14 protein-coding genes are annotated in these 15,326 nt (G+C 38.4%); 11 read left to right on the plus strand and 3 right to left on the minus strand.

The genetic code is table 11. The features are described from left to right. Nucleotides 1–22: 22 nt before the first annotated feature. Nucleotides 23–2,020, plus strand: a complete 1,998-nt coding sequence (locus MKY80_RS00950) for a methyl-accepting chemotaxis protein (protein ID WP_342531536.1) — start codon at nucleotides 23–25, stop codon at nucleotides 2,018–2,020. Between the two features lie 48 nt (nucleotides 2,021–2,068). On the opposite strand, the gene MKY80_RS00955 is transcribed toward MKY80_RS00950, so the two are convergent. Further along, nucleotides 2,069–3,247 carry a DHHA1 domain-containing protein gene (locus MKY80_RS00955; protein WP_342531538.1) on the minus strand — a complete coding sequence of 393 codons (1,179 nt, stop codon included), beginning with the start codon at nucleotides 3,245–3,247 and terminating at the stop codon, nucleotides 2,069–2,071. A 158-nt stretch (nucleotides 3,248–3,405) separates the two neighbouring features. Between MKY80_RS00955 and MKY80_RS00960 the strand changes: the two genes are divergently transcribed. The 7 genes from MKY80_RS00960 to MKY80_RS00990 all read left to right on the plus strand — a co-directional run bounded on the left by MKY80_RS00960 (nucleotide 3,406) and on the right by MKY80_RS00990 (nucleotide 10,108). Beyond that, a complete protein-coding gene (locus tag MKY80_RS00960; protein ID WP_342531540.1) occupies nucleotides 3,406–3,693 on the plus strand; it encodes a DUF6509 family protein in 288 nt (95 codons plus the stop codon). A gap of 255 nt (nucleotides 3,694–3,948) precedes the next feature. Continuing rightward, on the plus strand, nucleotides 3,949–5,094 hold the full coding sequence (locus tag MKY80_RS00965) for a VanZ family protein (protein WP_089986899.1): 1,146 nt from the start codon (nucleotides 3,949–3,951) through the stop codon (nucleotides 5,092–5,094). Nucleotides 5,095–5,107: 13 nt separating this feature from the next. Further along, nucleotides 5,108–6,442 (plus strand): FAD-dependent oxidoreductase, encoded by a 1,335-nt coding sequence (locus tag MKY80_RS00970; RefSeq protein WP_089986900.1) that lies wholly within the window; start codon nucleotides 5,108–5,110, stop codon nucleotides 6,440–6,442. Between the two features lie 17 nt (nucleotides 6,443–6,459). Then, a complete protein-coding gene (locus MKY80_RS00975; RefSeq protein ID WP_069479737.1) occupies nucleotides 6,460–6,933 on the plus strand; it encodes a glutathione peroxidase in 474 nt (157 codons plus the stop codon). 191 nt (nucleotides 6,934–7,124) lie between these two features. Further along, nucleotides 7,125–7,892, plus strand: coding sequence for an ABC transporter ATP-binding protein (locus tag MKY80_RS00980; RefSeq protein ID WP_036122233.1), 768 nt, complete (start codon nucleotides 7,125–7,127; stop codon nucleotides 7,890–7,892). Further along, on the plus strand, nucleotides 7,879–9,747 hold the full coding sequence (locus MKY80_RS00985; RefSeq protein WP_342531548.1) for an FtsX-like permease family protein: 1,869 nt from the start codon (nucleotides 7,879–7,881) through the stop codon (nucleotides 9,745–9,747). Before MKY80_RS00980 ends, MKY80_RS00985 begins: the two co-directional genes overlap by 14 nt. 1 nt (nucleotide 9,748) lies before the next feature. Beyond that, a complete protein-coding gene (locus MKY80_RS00990) occupies nucleotides 9,749–10,108 on the plus strand; it encodes a YxeA family protein (RefSeq protein WP_089986903.1) in 360 nt (119 codons plus the stop codon). Between the two features lie 25 nt (nucleotides 10,109–10,133). Here the strand turns inward: MKY80_RS00990 and MKY80_RS00995 are convergent, their stop codons facing one another. Together MKY80_RS00995 and MKY80_RS01000 are read right to left on the minus strand one after the other, a co-directional pair. Continuing rightward, nucleotides 10,134–11,522, minus strand: a complete 1,389-nt coding sequence (locus MKY80_RS00995; RefSeq protein ID WP_342531550.1) for a HAMP domain-containing sensor histidine kinase — start codon at nucleotides 11,520–11,522, stop codon at nucleotides 10,134–10,136. Then, on the minus strand, nucleotides 11,519–12,241 hold the full coding sequence (locus tag MKY80_RS01000) for a response regulator transcription factor (RefSeq protein ID WP_089986905.1): 723 nt from the start codon (nucleotides 12,239–12,241) through the stop codon (nucleotides 11,519–11,521). Before MKY80_RS01000 ends, MKY80_RS00995 begins: the two co-directional genes overlap by 4 nt. 224 nt (nucleotides 12,242–12,465) lie before the next feature. Here MKY80_RS01000 and MKY80_RS01005 point away from each other — a divergent pair, with 224 nt between their 5' ends. From MKY80_RS01005 to MKY80_RS01015, 3 genes are all read left to right on the plus strand, one after another. Further along, the gene (locus tag MKY80_RS01005) at nucleotides 12,466–13,080 is read left to right on the plus strand and encodes a PH domain-containing protein (protein WP_036122248.1); all 615 of its coding nucleotides are present in this window, start codon (nucleotides 12,466–12,468) and stop codon (nucleotides 13,078–13,080) included. 118 nt (nucleotides 13,081–13,198) lie between these two features. Further along, nucleotides 13,199–14,554 (plus strand): acetamidase/formamidase family protein, encoded by a 1,356-nt coding sequence (locus MKY80_RS01010; RefSeq protein ID WP_090003021.1) that lies wholly within the window; start codon nucleotides 13,199–13,201, stop codon nucleotides 14,552–14,554. A gap of 193 nt (nucleotides 14,555–14,747) precedes the next feature. After that, complete coding sequence (locus MKY80_RS01015; RefSeq protein WP_089986907.1) at nucleotides 14,748–15,302, plus strand: HPP family protein; 555 nt, start codon at nucleotides 14,748–14,750, stop codon at nucleotides 15,300–15,302. Nucleotides 15,303–15,326 lie beyond the last annotated feature (24 nt).

Genomic DNA, 15,326 nt, shown 5'->3' on the forward strand with positions numbered 1-15,326 from the left:
ATGGAAGAAGTGAGTAAAAGGAATGTGGATAAAAGGAATTGGCGGTAAATTAGTCGTTGCCATTATAGCTCTTGTATTTGTGACATGTGGGACACTGGGACTGTCTACTTGGATAAATAGTACCAAGGCAATGAATGAGCAAGTGGAATCAAACTTGGTATCTAGAGCTGAGGATGTTTCACAATACATAGAAGAACACTTTCAATTAACGTTAGTAGAGGTTGAGGCAATAGCAGAGCAAGAGGCAGTACGTAGTATGGATTTTGACAAGCAAAAACAATATTTATCGAAACGTCTTGCGGATAATAAAAATTATCTTGGGTTTGGCATTATTAAAGCTGACGGAATCGCTCATTATTTGGATGATACTACTGCGGATTTAGGTGATCGTGATTATGTAAAGGAGGGCTTTACGGGTAAATCCGTTATGTCCGAAATTACGATTAGCCGCGTAACCGGGGAGCCTGTTATTTTAATTGTCTCTCCAATCGACACAGTATCAGGTGAGAAAGCATTACTACTAGCTCGTATGGATGGCTATTATTTGTCCAATATTGTAGAGGATATTAAAGTTGGAAACAGTGGGTATGCATTTATGTTAGACGCTAAAGGAACCATCATTGGCCATAATAATCATTCCTATGTGAAAGAGCAAAATAACCCCATCAAGGAAGCAGAAGAAACAGGTGTAATGACAGAGAGAGCATTGGCTGCAAAAGAGATGATTGCACATAAAAGCGGTTATTTTTCATTTGAAACAGAGGATGCAGGTACAAACTTAATGGGCTACCATACACTTGATAATGGTTGGAAAATGGGCGTTATTGCTTTAGAAAATGAGATGTTTTCAGGACTTTCTAAGCTCAAGACTAATTTTATAGTCACAACTATTATTGTTTCGTTACTAGGGCTATTTATCTCATTTGCTATTTCACGATCTGTTAGTAGACCACTTCGTCATGTTCTCCGTATTAGCGAAGGCTTATCAGAGGGTGACTTTACACAAGAGATTCCTGAGAAGTATTTGAAACGTATTGATGAGATGGGGACAATGTCGCGTGCATTGGATCGCATGACTGTAAATATGCGAGAAATGATAGCAAAAGTGAGCCATGAAGCGACAACTGTGAATGAAGCTTCATGTGATTTAATGGGAGATGTAATGGCTGTAACAAAACATTCTAAACAAATAGCAGGCGCTATCAATGAAATAGATAGAGGAGCACAAAGCCAAACTGTGATGGCAGAGGAAAGTGCTTCTGCTATGGAGCAAATGGCATTAGGTATACAAAATGTAGCTGAAGTAGCTTCAACTATTGCCTCAAATACAGATTTTATTTCCCAGAAAATTAGTGAAAGTAATGATGCTGTCCATCAATCAATCCGTCGCATGAATGAGATTCAGGAAGGGACAAAGGCTGAGCTGATGATTATTCATAAATTAGAAAAAGAGTCGGAGGAAATTAACTTAATTTCTAATATGATTGCAGCTATTTCTGATCAAACAAATTTATTAGCACTCAATGCATCTATTGAAGCTGCACGAGCCGGAGATGCTGGTAAAGGCTTTGCCGTTGTGGCAGAAGAGGTTCGCAAGTTATCAGAGCAAACAGCCGAGTCTGCTACTAAAATTAATGTGTTAATTGAGCGAGTTCAATCGTACACATTAGAGGTGGTGAAGGCAGCAGAATTAGGTGAAGATAATGTGGAACGAGGATTAGCATCCATTGAGGCAGTGGGCGAACGCTTTGAGGAAATAGTTCAAGCTGTTGGAGAAATAGCTGGCCAAGTTGAAGAAATGAATGCCTCTGCTGAACAAATGTCTGCCAATACAGAGGAAGTTTCAGCGTCTATGGAAGAAATGGCTGCCACAGCACATGCTGCAAGTGATTATGTGCATGAGGTAACAGATGCTACAACAGAACAGTTAAATACAGTTACAACGATGAATGATCAAACTGAAAAACTATCAGCAATGGCCAAACGTTTATATGGGGCCATTCAAAAATTTAAATATTAAAGAAAGAGGAGCTGTCATAATTGGACAGCTCCTCTTTTGTTAGCCTTATTAAACGTTTTGCATAGCTTCTAGAAGTTCTTCTTTAGAAATAATACATTCGCCGCCACCTTGCACCATTTGATCACTTCCGCCACCCTTACCATTAATGAGCGGTAATGTCTTTTCGGCAATAGCCTTCATGCTTTTAGATACATTTTTCCCTCTAGCTGCAACGAACTGTAGCTTGCCTTCACTTTCAGAAACAAGCAAAGTGACCATATCTTCTTGTTCAGAAACAATCGTGCGAGCTAATTTTTGTAGTTCTTGCATAGTTCGTTGTTGAAAAGCAGCAGCAACAAGACCTGAGCTATTTGAAACGAGCGCTTTTGCTTCGTATGTTAGGAGCTCCTCTTTGGCTGCAACAAGTGTTTTTTCGGTATGTTTCTGAGCGCTTAGTATTTTAGCGAGGGCTGTAGCCGCTTCTACCTCAGGAACGCTTAGCTGGCGTGCCACATCACCTAATACTTTTTTACGCATAGCAAGTTCGTTTAAAACACGTTGACCACAAACGAATGAGACGCGCACATTGCCCTTCATTTTTTCAGTACCTAGAATTTTTATGGCATTGACCTGCCCAGTAGATGTTGGATGAGTGCCACCACAGCCGTTGTTATCATAGTCTGGAATGATGACAAGTCGAATATCTCCAGTTACAGCAACTTCTTTCCGAAGATTAAAATCGGACAGTTCTTTTTCTGTAATCCACGTAGTTTCTATCGGACGGTTTTCTAAAATAATTTCATTAGCTCGTATTTCGGCTGCTGTGAGCTGTTGTTCTGTCAAAGTATCGACAGCAATATCAATTGTGACATGCTCACTTCCTAGATGAAAACTAACCGTCTGAGCATCAAAAAGTTCTACAAATGCCGCTGTTAAAATATGCTGACCAGCATGTTGCTGCATATGGTCGAATCGCCTAGGCCAATTTAACGTACCGTGCACGAAGCCTTCCAATTCTGATACATTACCCTGCATATAATGGCGAATCTCTTCTCCGACTTTCTCTACATCTATCACTTCAATCCCATTCAATGTGCCAGTATCATGGGGTTGTCCTCCGCCAGTTGGATAAAATGCAGTATTAGATAACACAACATAATGACGACCAAATTCGTCGGTTTCTTTACTAAGAATATGAGCATCAAACTCACGTAACATAACGTCCTGATAATATAATAAATCTTTCAAGTAAAAGCCTCCTTTTTATGTAGGTACAGTTTACGCTAGGGTAGATTCTACTTTATTTTGGCATAATTACTTACAAGTGTATATGGCTTTTCTTGTTGACCCATGCTGAAATTGATTTAATATAGAAAGGAACAGCTAAAGATAAAGGAGCTAGCATTATGGAAATTACACAATTCTCAATGGAAGAAATTTTAGACCCAACCAATATTATAGAAGGGAAGCGTTACGAATTTATTTTAGATATTGAAATTGATGAAGAAGATGAGCTATTTCACGAAGCAGGTATTGAAATTCGTGTTCTTATTGGTGAAAAGGCAGATGAGCCATATATTTTAAATTACTTCATCATGGAAAAGGCAGAGGGTGAATACTTAGATTTTGCTTTAGAGGATGATGAACTAGAGGAAATTTTAGTATTTTGTAAAGAGGAAATAACAAAGTCATAAAACGAAACAGGTAGAGAGTATATTCTTTACCTGTTTTTTTATTTTGATGATGTAGAAGTCTGCTACCTACAGGAGCGCTTTATGAGCAAGGGATTTATGTCGGCTTGATCAGCATCGCATTGCTCAAAAATCTGGGGTGAATGGATGGACTTAAGGATCATGTAAGCTTAATGACATATTCGCGTAGAGTGTGTGGATTAAACTGAGTTTTAGGTTTCATTAATTCGGGCAGTTTAAATAGAGAGGTGCTTATATATGTCAACTTACACGCAATCCATTCTTATTGCATTTTTCATAACCATTATTTTATCATTTGTTCTTTTTATTCCATGGCTAATTTATACGTATCGAAAATATAGTTACTTGTCTATGTCGAAAACCATTATTATGTTCTCCTTTATTTTTTACTTTTTATCTGCACTCTGTTTAGTATTACTGCCATTCCCTTCTACAAGGGATACTTGCTCACTTCAATCGCCAGATACAGTCCATACAAATTTACGACTATTTCAATTTGTCGAGGATATTTTAAAGGACAGTGGCGTTGTCTTAAGCAATCCATCGACATGGCTTGCTATCACAAAACAGCAAGCATTTTATCAAGCATTTTTTAATTTCCTATTATTAATGCCATTCGGTGTATACTTGCGTTATTTTCTTCAAGAAAGAAGGTACTGGAAACGTGCATTTATAATAAGCTTTTTGCTAACATTGTTTTATGAGATCACACAAAGAACAGGTATTTATGGCATTTTTAATTGTGCCTACCGCATATTTGATGTGGATGATTTATTGCTAAACAGTGTAGGTGCATTATTAGGCTTCTTTTTAGCTCCTATCGTGTGGGCACTATTTCCTTCTCATGAAGAGGTCGAGGCTAAAGCTGCGGAAATGGAAAAAAAGGATATTGTAAAACCAATATCCATTTTACTAGCATTGGTTATTGATTTATTTATCGTACAAGTAATTTTGTTCATTATCGGCGCTCTAACGGGTTATAGTGGCACTTTTGAGTTCTTAGTTGTCATTGCACTATACATGACTATCTTTGGCTTCATACCAAGTATAATGAATGGCGCAACAGTAGGTATGAAAATTATGCGCTTTACCATGGTCAATAAGAAGGGCAAAAGTATAGTAAGGCAATCATGGAGACGCTGTGTAGCGATTGTTGCGACCGTATGTCTATTAGAGGCCATTTCAACAGTTGGTGATATTCAATTAGATATGGATTCACCATTTTATGTTCTGCAAATTGTCATTTCTTTACTAGCCTCATTAGGAGGTTTTGCACTTACAATGATAATAGCTATTCATGTTATACGTGTCATTGTTAGCGGAGGAAAGCGTCGTTTGTATATCGACCATTACGCAGATTTAATGGCAACAAGGAAAAAATAAGGGGGCAAGTGGAATGAAATACGTCATCATTGGGGGAGATGCTGCAGGGATGTCTGCAGCTATGGAAATCTATCGTAATGTACCAGGAGCGGAAATAACTACTTTAGAACGTGGCTTTATTTATTCATATGGACAATGTGGATTGCCATATGTTGTAGATGGTCGTATTTCATCAACCAAACGATTGATTGCAAGAGATGTTGAAACTTTTCGAGGTAAATATGGCATCGATGCACGAGTTGGCTATGAGGTAGAAAAGGTAGATGTAGAGAAGCAGGTTGTTTCGGGGATACAGGCAAATGGCGAAGTATTTGAAATTTCCTATGATAAGCTTCTTATTGCAACAGGGGCAGATCCAGTTGTACCTGTTAAAAAAGGTGTCGAACTAGAAGGTATCCACACCGTAAAAACAATTCCTCAATTAGAAGACTTAATGGCTGATTTAACGCCTGATATTGAACAGGTAACTATTATTGGTGGCGGCTATATCGGCTTAGAGATGGCAGAAACATTACATGCCTGTGGGAAAAAGGTAAGACTTGTCCAACGAGGAAGCCATGTGGCAAAAATTTTAGATGAAGAGCTTGCCCAACATGTTCATGAAGAAGCAAAAAAGAACAATGTAGAGCTATTATTAAATACAGATGTAGAAGCTTTTGAAGGGAATAAACGAGTGGAAAGGGTCATCACAAATAATGGTGTCTTGGAAACAGATTTAGTCATCGTTGCTTCAGGTATTAGACCCAATACAAAGTTTTTAGAAGGTACTGGTATAGCTTTTGCAAAAAATGGGGCTATTATCGTCAATCGACATTTAGAAACTTCGGTGGAGAATGTTTATGCGGCAGGAGATTGTGCCACTCATTTTAATATTGTGAAGGAGCGCATAGATTATATACCTTTGGGGACAACTGCCAATAAACAGGGCCGTCTTGCGGGTCTTAATATGTCAGGAAAGTTTGCACCGTTCAGAGGCATTGTGGGGACATCTATTTTAAAATTTTTCAACTTAACAATTGCTACCACTGGTATAAATGAAAGCCATGCGAAAGAGCTTGGCTTTGATTACGAGGCCTTTAAATTATCAGCTCGCCATATTGCAGGCTATTATCCAGGTGCACAACGTATGTACATTAAGGTAGTTGTACGTAAACGAGATCAGTTGCTATTAGGTGCACAAATTGTTGGGCCAGCGGGTGTTGATAAGCGTATTGATGTGTTTGCAACCGCATTGTATAGTAAAATGACATTACCAGATTTGCTAGATTTAGATTTAGCTTATGCACCGCCATTTAATGGCGTATGGGATCCTTTACAACAGGTGGCAAGAATGAATGGACGTTTATAAATAGGAGGTAGAGAGCAATGAGTATTTATGATATTAACGTGACGTTAGAAGATGGTACTGACTATAGCCTAGAGCGTTATAAAGGAAAGCCGATGTTAATTGTCAATACTGCCTCAAAATGTGGCTTTACACCTCAATTCGAGGAATTAGAAGGTCTCTTTGAAAAGTATCAGGAAGAAGGTCTTGTTGTACTAGGTTTCCCGTCCAATCAATTCAAGCAAGAGCTGGCAACTGCTGAAGAAGCCGCTTCACAATGCCGACTGGAATATGGGGTAACCTTCCCAATGCATAAAATCGTTAAGGTGAATGGTAAGGAAGCACATCCGATTTTTGATTATCTCACTTCACATTCTAAAGGTTTTTTAGGCAACAGCATTAAATGGAATTTTACTAAATTCTTAGTGAATCGAGATGGCGAGGTTGTTGGACGCTACGCATCGGCAGATAAACCAAGTAGTTTTGAAGATGATATTAAAAAAGTTTTAGCCTAATAGTTAGAGGGATTCATGCACAGACTGTGTATGAATCTTTTTTTTATCAATTAAGCAAAAAAGGCAATGTATTTGGATAACACATATTAATTTATTGAGAATAGATGATTTAAGGTTGCTGTAAGCTTGCGACAATTTTACTGTAAGTTTGGGGGCGTATACTAAAGTCAGAAAGAAGAGGAGGAGCGTATATGACGCCATTATTACAGGTACAAAACGTTGAGAAAACTTACGGCAAGGGCGCTAATACTTTTACAGCGTTATCTAATATATCATTTGAAGTAAATAAAGGTGAATTTGTGGGCGTAATGGGTCCTTCAGGGGCTGGGAAATCTACGCTTCTTAATGTATTAGCTACGATTGATACACCGACGACTGGTGAAATCATAATTGGTGATACGAACTTAGCGCGTATGAAAGATGCTGAATTGGCTGATTTTCGTCGTGATAACTTAGGATTTATATTCCAAGACTATAACTTACTTGATTCTTTAACGGTACGTGAAAATATAGTCTTGCCGTTGGCTATTGCAAAAATGCCAACAAAGGCTATTAGCGCTAGAGTTGATCGTATTGCCTCATTGTTCGGCATTAGTGATTTATTGGATAAATATCCTTATCAAATATCGGGCGGGCAAAAGCAGCGTACAGCATCGTCACGAGCTTTAGTGACAGAACCGAAATTAATCTTTGCGGATGAGCCTACAGGTGCACTTGATTCAAAATCAGCAACCGATTTGCTGGAAAGTTTAAGTGATTTAAATCAAACACAGGCGGCAACCATTATGATGGTTACTCATGACGCTTTTGCAGCGAGCTTCTGTCAGCGCATACTATTTATTCAGGACGGGCAGTTATCCAAGGAAATTCATCGTGGGACTCTAACAAGGAAACAATTTTTCCAAGAGATTCTACAGGTGCTGTCAAGCATCGGGGGTGGAGTAAATGACGTTATTTAGTTTAGCGCGTAAAAATATTCAACGTAATCTATCCAACTATTTTTTATATATTGCCTCAATGGTATTCAGTATCGTCATTTACTTTACATTTGTGACACTGAAATATAATGATGATCTTTCAGCCTTAAAACAATCCTCTCAGCAAATTAAAGGATTGATGAGTGCATCATCTGTTGTTTTATTGTTCTTCATTGTCATCTTTATGGCCTATTCTAATTCATTTTTTATGAAGAAACGGAAAAAGGAAGTAGCACTCTATTCACTATTAGGTGTGCGTAAGCAAAAGATTGGTCTCATGCTGTTTTTCGAGAATCTAGTCATAGGGTTAGTTTCTCTAGTATTGGGCATCGGTTTAGGATTCTTTATGTCTCAAGGATTATTAATGATATTAGTCCGCTTAATGGGGTATGAAATTGTTGGAAGCCTAACATTTTCGGTAGAGGCACTGTTGAATACAGCAGTCATTTTTACAATACTGTTTTTATTTACGTCGTTACAGGGCTATCGTGTTATTTACCAATTTAAATTGATTGACTTATTTCATGCAGAAAAACAGGGTGAGCAAATTCCACGTGCCTCTTTAGTAGCTGCTGTTTTAGGAACGGCGCTTATCGCATTTGGTTATTATACAGCTTCCTCTGATATGTTTACGAGTGAAATTTGGCGATTCTTTACGGTTCTAGGCACGCCACTAATGGTCATCGGCGTAACTATCGTAGGGACATATCTTTTATTCCATAGTGTAAGTGTCTTTGTGTTAACAGCTTTAAAAAGAGCGACATCTTGGTCATGGAAAGGGTTAAATTTAATCGGAGTTTCCCAGTTATTGTATCGTATCCGCGCAAATGCTAAGTCATTGTCGATTATTGCCATTTTAAGTGCAACGACAATTACAGCAGGCGGTGGCGTCTTTGGTATGTATTATAATGCAGAAGCATCTGTACGTCAGATGCTGCCCAATACATTTATGTGGAAAGGCGATCCCGTCGAGTTTTCACAGAAAGACGTTATCTATCATGAATCACTGTCTGTGAAGAATTTACGTGTCGATAATGAATTTTCATTTTTCGAATATACATTACTTAAGGAATCTGATTATAATCGTTTAGCAAAATTACAAGGTAAGGATCAAAACCTGCATATTGCTGATGGATCGGCCGTGCTGCTGGACGCAGCTTATGATGAACGATTTTCACATGACTTTACTGGGGAAGATTTCAAACTAAAAAATGGTGATTCCTTCCATGTGGAAAAAATGTACACAGAGAGCGTTCTTAACTTTATTCCGGCGGGGACTGTACTTGTCGTGAATGATCAAGAGTTTGCTGCGACTAATGCAGAAGAGGTAAAGATGCAGGCTATTGGTTTAGACAATGATTTGAAACAACAGGCCGTGTCAAAAGACATAGTCAAGCAATTGTCGACAGAACAACAAGAATCTTTCTCTAGTGTTCCACAAAGCTATGAGGATAGTATAGCCACAGTAGGTGCATTACTGTTTGTTGGTAGCTTCCTTGGACTAGTTTTCCTAGCGGCAACAGGAAGTATCATTTATTTCAAAATCTTAACGGAAGCCGAGGAAGATCAGGCGAAATATGCGATTTTAAATAAAATTGGTGTAAACAGTAAGCAAATCTTAAAGACTGTAGCCGGACAAGTGGCTGTCATCTTTAGTGCACCACTGATCGTAGGTATTGTGCATAGTGCATTTGCGTTACTAGCATTTTCACAGTTATTTGGTATGAATATTACGAAGCCAGTCATATTATGGATGATTGCGTATTCTGCTATTTATTTCATCTATTATATATTTACTGTACGTTCGTTCTACAAAATTGTAAGACAGGGGAATTAATATGAAAAAAGTATTTTTCGGAATAGGTGCATTGCTTATCTTATTCGTAGCAGGGTTAGTTGTATTGATGACTGTAGACTTTAACCGTTTAAATAAAGACACTTATTATGTCCATATTACGGCTGATGGTGAGGTAGAGGAGTATAAGGCAAGTAATGGTGAAATTTTTAAAATGTATTGGTATGAGCTGCCTGCCTACAATAAAAATGGGGAAGAAAAAACATTAAAATTCTCCGCTCACAAAAATTTACGCCATGATGCTTATTTAAAGCTTTATGTCAAAAAAGAAACAGAAGTCTCTTCCTATGATGAGGTGAAATTCCACGAGTTACCGAATAAAGCGCAAGATCAAATGAAATAGCAAAAAGGAGCATCCACTAGTCAAACTAGGGCTGCTCCTTTTTTAAATAAATGGTAACGGTGGTACCCTTACCTTCTTCTGAAGTAATAGTAACAGTACCTCCATGGGCTTCAATAATATCTCTAGCAATGGCGGTGCCTAAGCCGGTACCAACTGTATTATCCGTATTTGTACCGCGGTAATAGCGCTCAAAAATATGATCTAAATCCTCCGCAGAGATCCCTTTGCCATTATCCGCTATCGTAATGGAGTCTTTATCGATAGATACATGGACAGATACATCAGGCGTGTTGTGAAGTAGGGCGTTGTGTAAAAAGTTCATGATAGCTCTGCGCATAAAATGTTCGTCAATGAGATGGTGATAGTTTTCTGAGGTTGCTTCAAACTCTATATTGGCAAGTTCAAACTGTGGGGTATTTAATGTATCAATCACAATCTCACGAATAAACGGTACCATGTTGACGTCTTGTAGAGTGAGCGGTAGTTGCTGATGTCTTAAGCGCATCGTTAAATTTAAGTCATCGAGCAACTCTTGCATATGCAATGACTGTTTCTCGATAATCTGAGCATACTCGGCCTGTTCTTGAGAGGTGAGTGTCTCGTCGTCTAAAAGCTCTGCATAGCCACGAATAGAGGCAAGCGGTGTTTTCATATCATGAGAGACATTGCTAATCCATTCCTCACGCATCACTTCAAGACGTTTGCGTTCCTGCTCATGTAAAGCTAGTTCTCTAGATACTTCATTTAAATTTTCAAAAACAGTTTTATATACACCACCAGGTGTTTTAACTGACTGATGCTCATGGTTTTTTAAATGACGAATGCGTTCTATCAAGGCATAGAGAGGCGTCGTTAGCGTACGACCAAATAGCCAGCCAACCAATGCAGCGACTATTAAATCAGCAATAACAATGAATAATCCGAATTTACCAGCAAACTGCAACAAAGAAGGGCCAGAAATATGCATGACTAATCTTGCAACATTACTCCCTTTAATGCCAACAAGATAACTAACCTCATCTTTGACACCAACATAAACTGTCGTATCAGCATCAAATTCTTTATATTTGTACACTTGTATCAAATCAATGGGTTTGTAATGGGAAGGTGCTTCATCTGGAGCAAATTGAGAACCAATGACTTGACCATTCATATCAAGTAATTGAATCCAAGCATTTCGCTGATGCAACTGTTCGAGTCCTTCTGTACTTATAGAAGCTGCTCCATTTCCTATTTCAATGTACTGCTGAAAATTCCGTACGAAGTCTTCTTCTTTCGATTCAGTAGCTCCATGAGAATCATTAATAAGTCTATATGACAGGAGCCCCATGAGAATGGCTGTATTGACGAAAATAACGATGATCACAATGGATAGAACAGAAAAGAGGAAGCGTGCGGTCAATTTCCACTTCATCCTTGCGCCTCTTTTGGTATGACGAACTTATACCCAAGGCCTTTTACAGTTGTGATAAAAAAAGGTTTAGAGGCATCCTGCTCAATTTTTTCACGCAGACGTCGAATATGCACCATGACTGTATTATCAGAACCGAAAAAATCCTCTCCCCAGACACGCTCAAAAAGAGTCTCTTTACTTAAAATGCGATTAGGGTTGTTCATAAAACATGCCATTAAACCAATTTCCTTAGCCGTTAACTCCAATAAAACCCCATCCTTGTGTACTTCAGTTTCATCAGCGTTAAGCTGGAAGGGTCCAACTTGTATCGTTTTTTCTGAAATGCTCAAAATTGTATCGTGTGTTTGATAGCCAGCTCTACGTAACTGTGCCTTTACACGGTAGGCAACTTCCTTAGGGCTAAAGGGTTTTGTAATATAATCATCGCCTCCAATGGCAAGTCCTAAAATTTTATCAATTTCTTCATTTTTAGCAGACATGAAGAGCACGGGTACATGCGATACTTCGCGGATTCGTCTACATAAATCATAGCCTTCCCCATCAGGAAGCATGACATCTAGAAGCACAATATCGGGACTTGTTTGCTGAAAGCTTGTCCAAGCATCCTGAATGGAGCCAGCTGTATAAATTTGTTTATAGCCTTCTTTTTGCAGACTTACCTTTAGAAGATTAGCTAAATCTACCTCATCATCGACTACTAATATGGTTGGCTCTTGCATTTATTCACACAACCTTTCTTTTAATGAATACTTTCTTTTTGAAAGAATCTTTATATGTTATGAACATCATTATAAATGAAATGTACTGAAAAGAGTAAATGAAGTATTACTAAGAAAAGACTTTGTATACTTACGTTCACAATTATTAAAAATGAAGTTGGGGGAATGAAACCTTTACAGCTATTAAACGTAAAAAGAGTATAAACGAATGAGGAGGAATGGCAATGTTTAAAAAAATAGCTGCGGATGCATTAGGATTATCTGATATTGGAGTAGTCGTTCAACGAGAGGATTATGATAAAACAGATGCAGATGATTTTATACTACATGAAATTGATGAGAAAATTTACTTTTTAATTAAAACGAAGGCAGATGAATACTGCTTTACAAACCGTGCCATTCTCCATGTAGATGGCGAAAGCGCTATGAGTAAAAAACGATTACTACGTCGCTATGACTATTCTATGTACGCTATTACAGATGTTTTTCTCGAAACAGCAGGAACAATTGACCTTGATGTCGAAATTAAGTTTACAATCGGTAATTCTCCACTTTCCATCGACATTCATAAACGCTTTATTGATGACATTAAAGATTTATATAAAGCACTACATGCGATTAGCTACGAACAAAAGAACAATGCCTATAAGTTAGAAGTAGCAGAAAAAAGCTTACATATTGCTTCTTCATCACTTGGACGAATTGGCAATGATAATATTTCTCCATCAGCATCATTTGAGGCAATTACCCGCTTTGCGAATACTTGGATGATTGATCATAAAGATCAGTACAAAAAAGAAGATTTCTCACATATTTTTGATTTATATATGAATAATTAATTGTGCCAAGTAGTTTAGGCTGCTCATGATAGAAAAAAATAGCTCTCTGCGTATGTGGAGAGCGTTTTTTTACATATAATCTCATACATAAAAAGACAAACTAGGAGCGTGACGAAAAATGACAAACGAATTGCAAGTGCTTGACAAAGAGGGACTAGAAAGTGACTTTATACAGCAACCGCAAGCCGCTGAGACATTGTTCGTAAATGAGTTCATAGATGGTATTTTGGACCCTTCACAAGAAATGCTTGGGCCAGTTAAAGATGGAGGAACAATTATTGCCAATACCACACCTGGCTGCTGGGGGCCCATGCTAACACCAACTATACGGGGTGGACATGAAGTAACGAAGCCTGTTTTTGTGGAGGGGGCTGAGGTGGGGGACGCCATCGTCATTAAAATTAAGTCTATTCAGGTTACTTCACTGGCCACTTCCTCTGGTCATGATGAGGCGATTACAGATCGATTCATTGGTGATCCATTTGTTTCCGTAAAATGCCCAGGCTGTGGCAAGCTCCACCCAAGCACAGTTGTTAAAGGTATAGGTCCTCAAGCAATTCGCTGTTCGACATGTGACACAGAGACAGCACCATTCAAAATGACGAATGGCTACACAATGACGTTTGATCATAAAGGGCAAATAGGTGTAACGGTTGGACGAGAGGGTGCCCGTCGTATTGCCCTTGATGCCAAAAATTACATGAGAACACCTGAAAACTCTACTCAAAATCCCGTTGTTGCACTAGCACCAAGTGACATAATAGGTGTCATGGCCAGAATGCGCCCATTTTTAGGTCAGCTTGGTACAACCCCTTCAAAGGCAATGCCAGATTCTCATAATGCGGGTGATTTTGGTTCATTTTTAATTGGGGCACCACATGAATATGCCTTTACACAGGATGAATTGGATTTACATCGTACTGATGGACATATGGATATTAGCAGAGTTCGTGAAGGTGCAACGATTATTTGTCCTGTAAAGGTTCCTGGCGGTGGCGTATACATTGGAGATATGCATGCCATGCAGGGAGATGGTGAGATTGCAGGACATACAACTGATGTAGCAGGAATTGTACAGCTTCAAGTTAGTGTCTTGAAGAAAGTAGCATTGGAAGGTCCCATATTACTACCAAATGAGGAAGATTTACCGTATACAGCAAAGCCTTTTACAAAGGAAGAAAAGCGTCGTGCTCGTGAACTAGCAGAGGAATTTGGGGTAAAGCAGGTTGAAGAGGCATTCCCTGTATCGATCGTTGGTTCTGGCAAAACATTAAATGAGGCAACTGATAATGCTATTCGTCGTGCTTCCAAGCTATTCGAGTTACCTGAACCAGAGGTATTAAATAGAGCAACCATCACAGGCTCTATAGAAATTGGTCGTCATCCAGGGATGGTCACAGCTACTTTCCAAGTACCTAAAACGATACTGAAAAAGGTCCGAATTTATAAAACGGTGAAAAAACAATACGATTAACAAATCAATTTGTAGGAAAGCAAACTTTCAAAGGTTTGCTTTTTTTGTAGGAGTTGTGAGTGGAAAAAGTGATTATTTGTCGGAAATTTGAAGTTAGAATTGAAATGTTATGATGGATTGATATAATGATAAAAGTTTAATATCCATTAATATATAAGTATAAAAAATAGAGAAATAGCAAAGTCGGTGCTGAATGTCAGAATTAGTGCGAGTAGGAAATAAAATTGAAAAAAAGAATATCATAAAGCCCTTTATTTTAAAGATGAAGGGAGGCGGACATGCGCCCTCTCGGACAAATTTTGCTGATGCCTTTACTGGAGCGATAGGTGGTCTAATCTGTATTTTTGTGTTGCTTTTGTTAACAAATTATACAAATGCACCTTGGTTAATGGCATCTCTTGGCGGGAGCTGCGTTCTTGTATTTGTCGTTTGGAATGCGCCATTGTCTCAGCCTCGAAATATTATCGGTGGTCATTTGGTTTCTGCATGTATTGGTCTAGTATTGTATTCAACATTAGGTTCGAGTATGTTGTCCATCAGCCTTGGTGTTGGGTTAACTATATTTTTCATGGCCTTGTTAGGCATTATTCATCCACCTGCGGGCGCCAATCCTATCATTATTATTTTAGGAGGCTATAGCTGGAGTTACTTAATTATGCCTGTATTAATAGGGGCAGTCATTATTGTTTTCTTTGGTCTGTTAATAAATAATTTAAGAGAAACACGAAAATATCCACAATTTTGGTGATCAAGATGCCATCTGCGAAGTATT

It is taken from the genome of Lysinibacillus sp. FSL R5-0849 (assembly GCF_038595075.1).
Classification (GTDB): Bacteria; Bacillota; Bacilli; order Bacillales_A; family Planococcaceae; genus Lysinibacillus; species Lysinibacillus fusiformis.

Coding starts and splice junctions, on each gene's coding strand:
- MKY80_RS00950 (WP_342531536.1), top strand. CDS start 23: ATGTGGATAAAAGGAATTGGCGGTAAATTAGTCGTTGCCATTATAGCT.
- MKY80_RS00960 (WP_342531540.1), top strand. CDS start 3,406: ATGGAAATTACACAATTCTCAATGGAAGAAATTTTAGACCCAACCAAT.
- MKY80_RS00965 (WP_089986899.1), top strand. CDS start 3,949: ATGTCAACTTACACGCAATCCATTCTTATTGCATTTTTCATAACCATT.
- MKY80_RS00970 (WP_089986900.1), top strand. CDS start 5,108: ATGAAATACGTCATCATTGGGGGAGATGCTGCAGGGATGTCTGCAGCT.
- MKY80_RS00975 (WP_069479737.1), top strand. CDS start 6,460: ATGAGTATTTATGATATTAACGTGACGTTAGAAGATGGTACTGACTAT.
- MKY80_RS00980 (WP_036122233.1), top strand. CDS start 7,125: ATGACGCCATTATTACAGGTACAAAACGTTGAGAAAACTTACGGCAAG.
- MKY80_RS00985 (WP_342531548.1), top strand. CDS start 7,879: ATGACGTTATTTAGTTTAGCGCGTAAAAATATTCAACGTAATCTATCC.
- MKY80_RS00990 (WP_089986903.1), top strand. CDS start 9,749: ATGAAAAAAGTATTTTTCGGAATAGGTGCATTGCTTATCTTATTCGTA.
- MKY80_RS00995 (WP_342531550.1), bottom strand. CDS start 11,522: ATGAAGTGGAAATTGACCGCACGCTTCCTCTTTTCTGTTCTATCCATT.
- MKY80_RS01000 (WP_089986905.1), bottom strand. CDS start 12,241: ATGCAAGAGCCAACCATATTAGTAGTCGATGATGAGGTAGATTTAGCT.
- MKY80_RS01005 (WP_036122248.1), top strand. CDS start 12,466: ATGTTTAAAAAAATAGCTGCGGATGCATTAGGATTATCTGATATTGGA.
- MKY80_RS01010 (WP_090003021.1), top strand. CDS start 13,199: ATGACAAACGAATTGCAAGTGCTTGACAAAGAGGGACTAGAAAGTGAC.
- MKY80_RS01015 (WP_089986907.1), top strand. CDS start 14,748: ATGTCAGAATTAGTGCGAGTAGGAAATAAAATTGAAAAAAAGAATATC.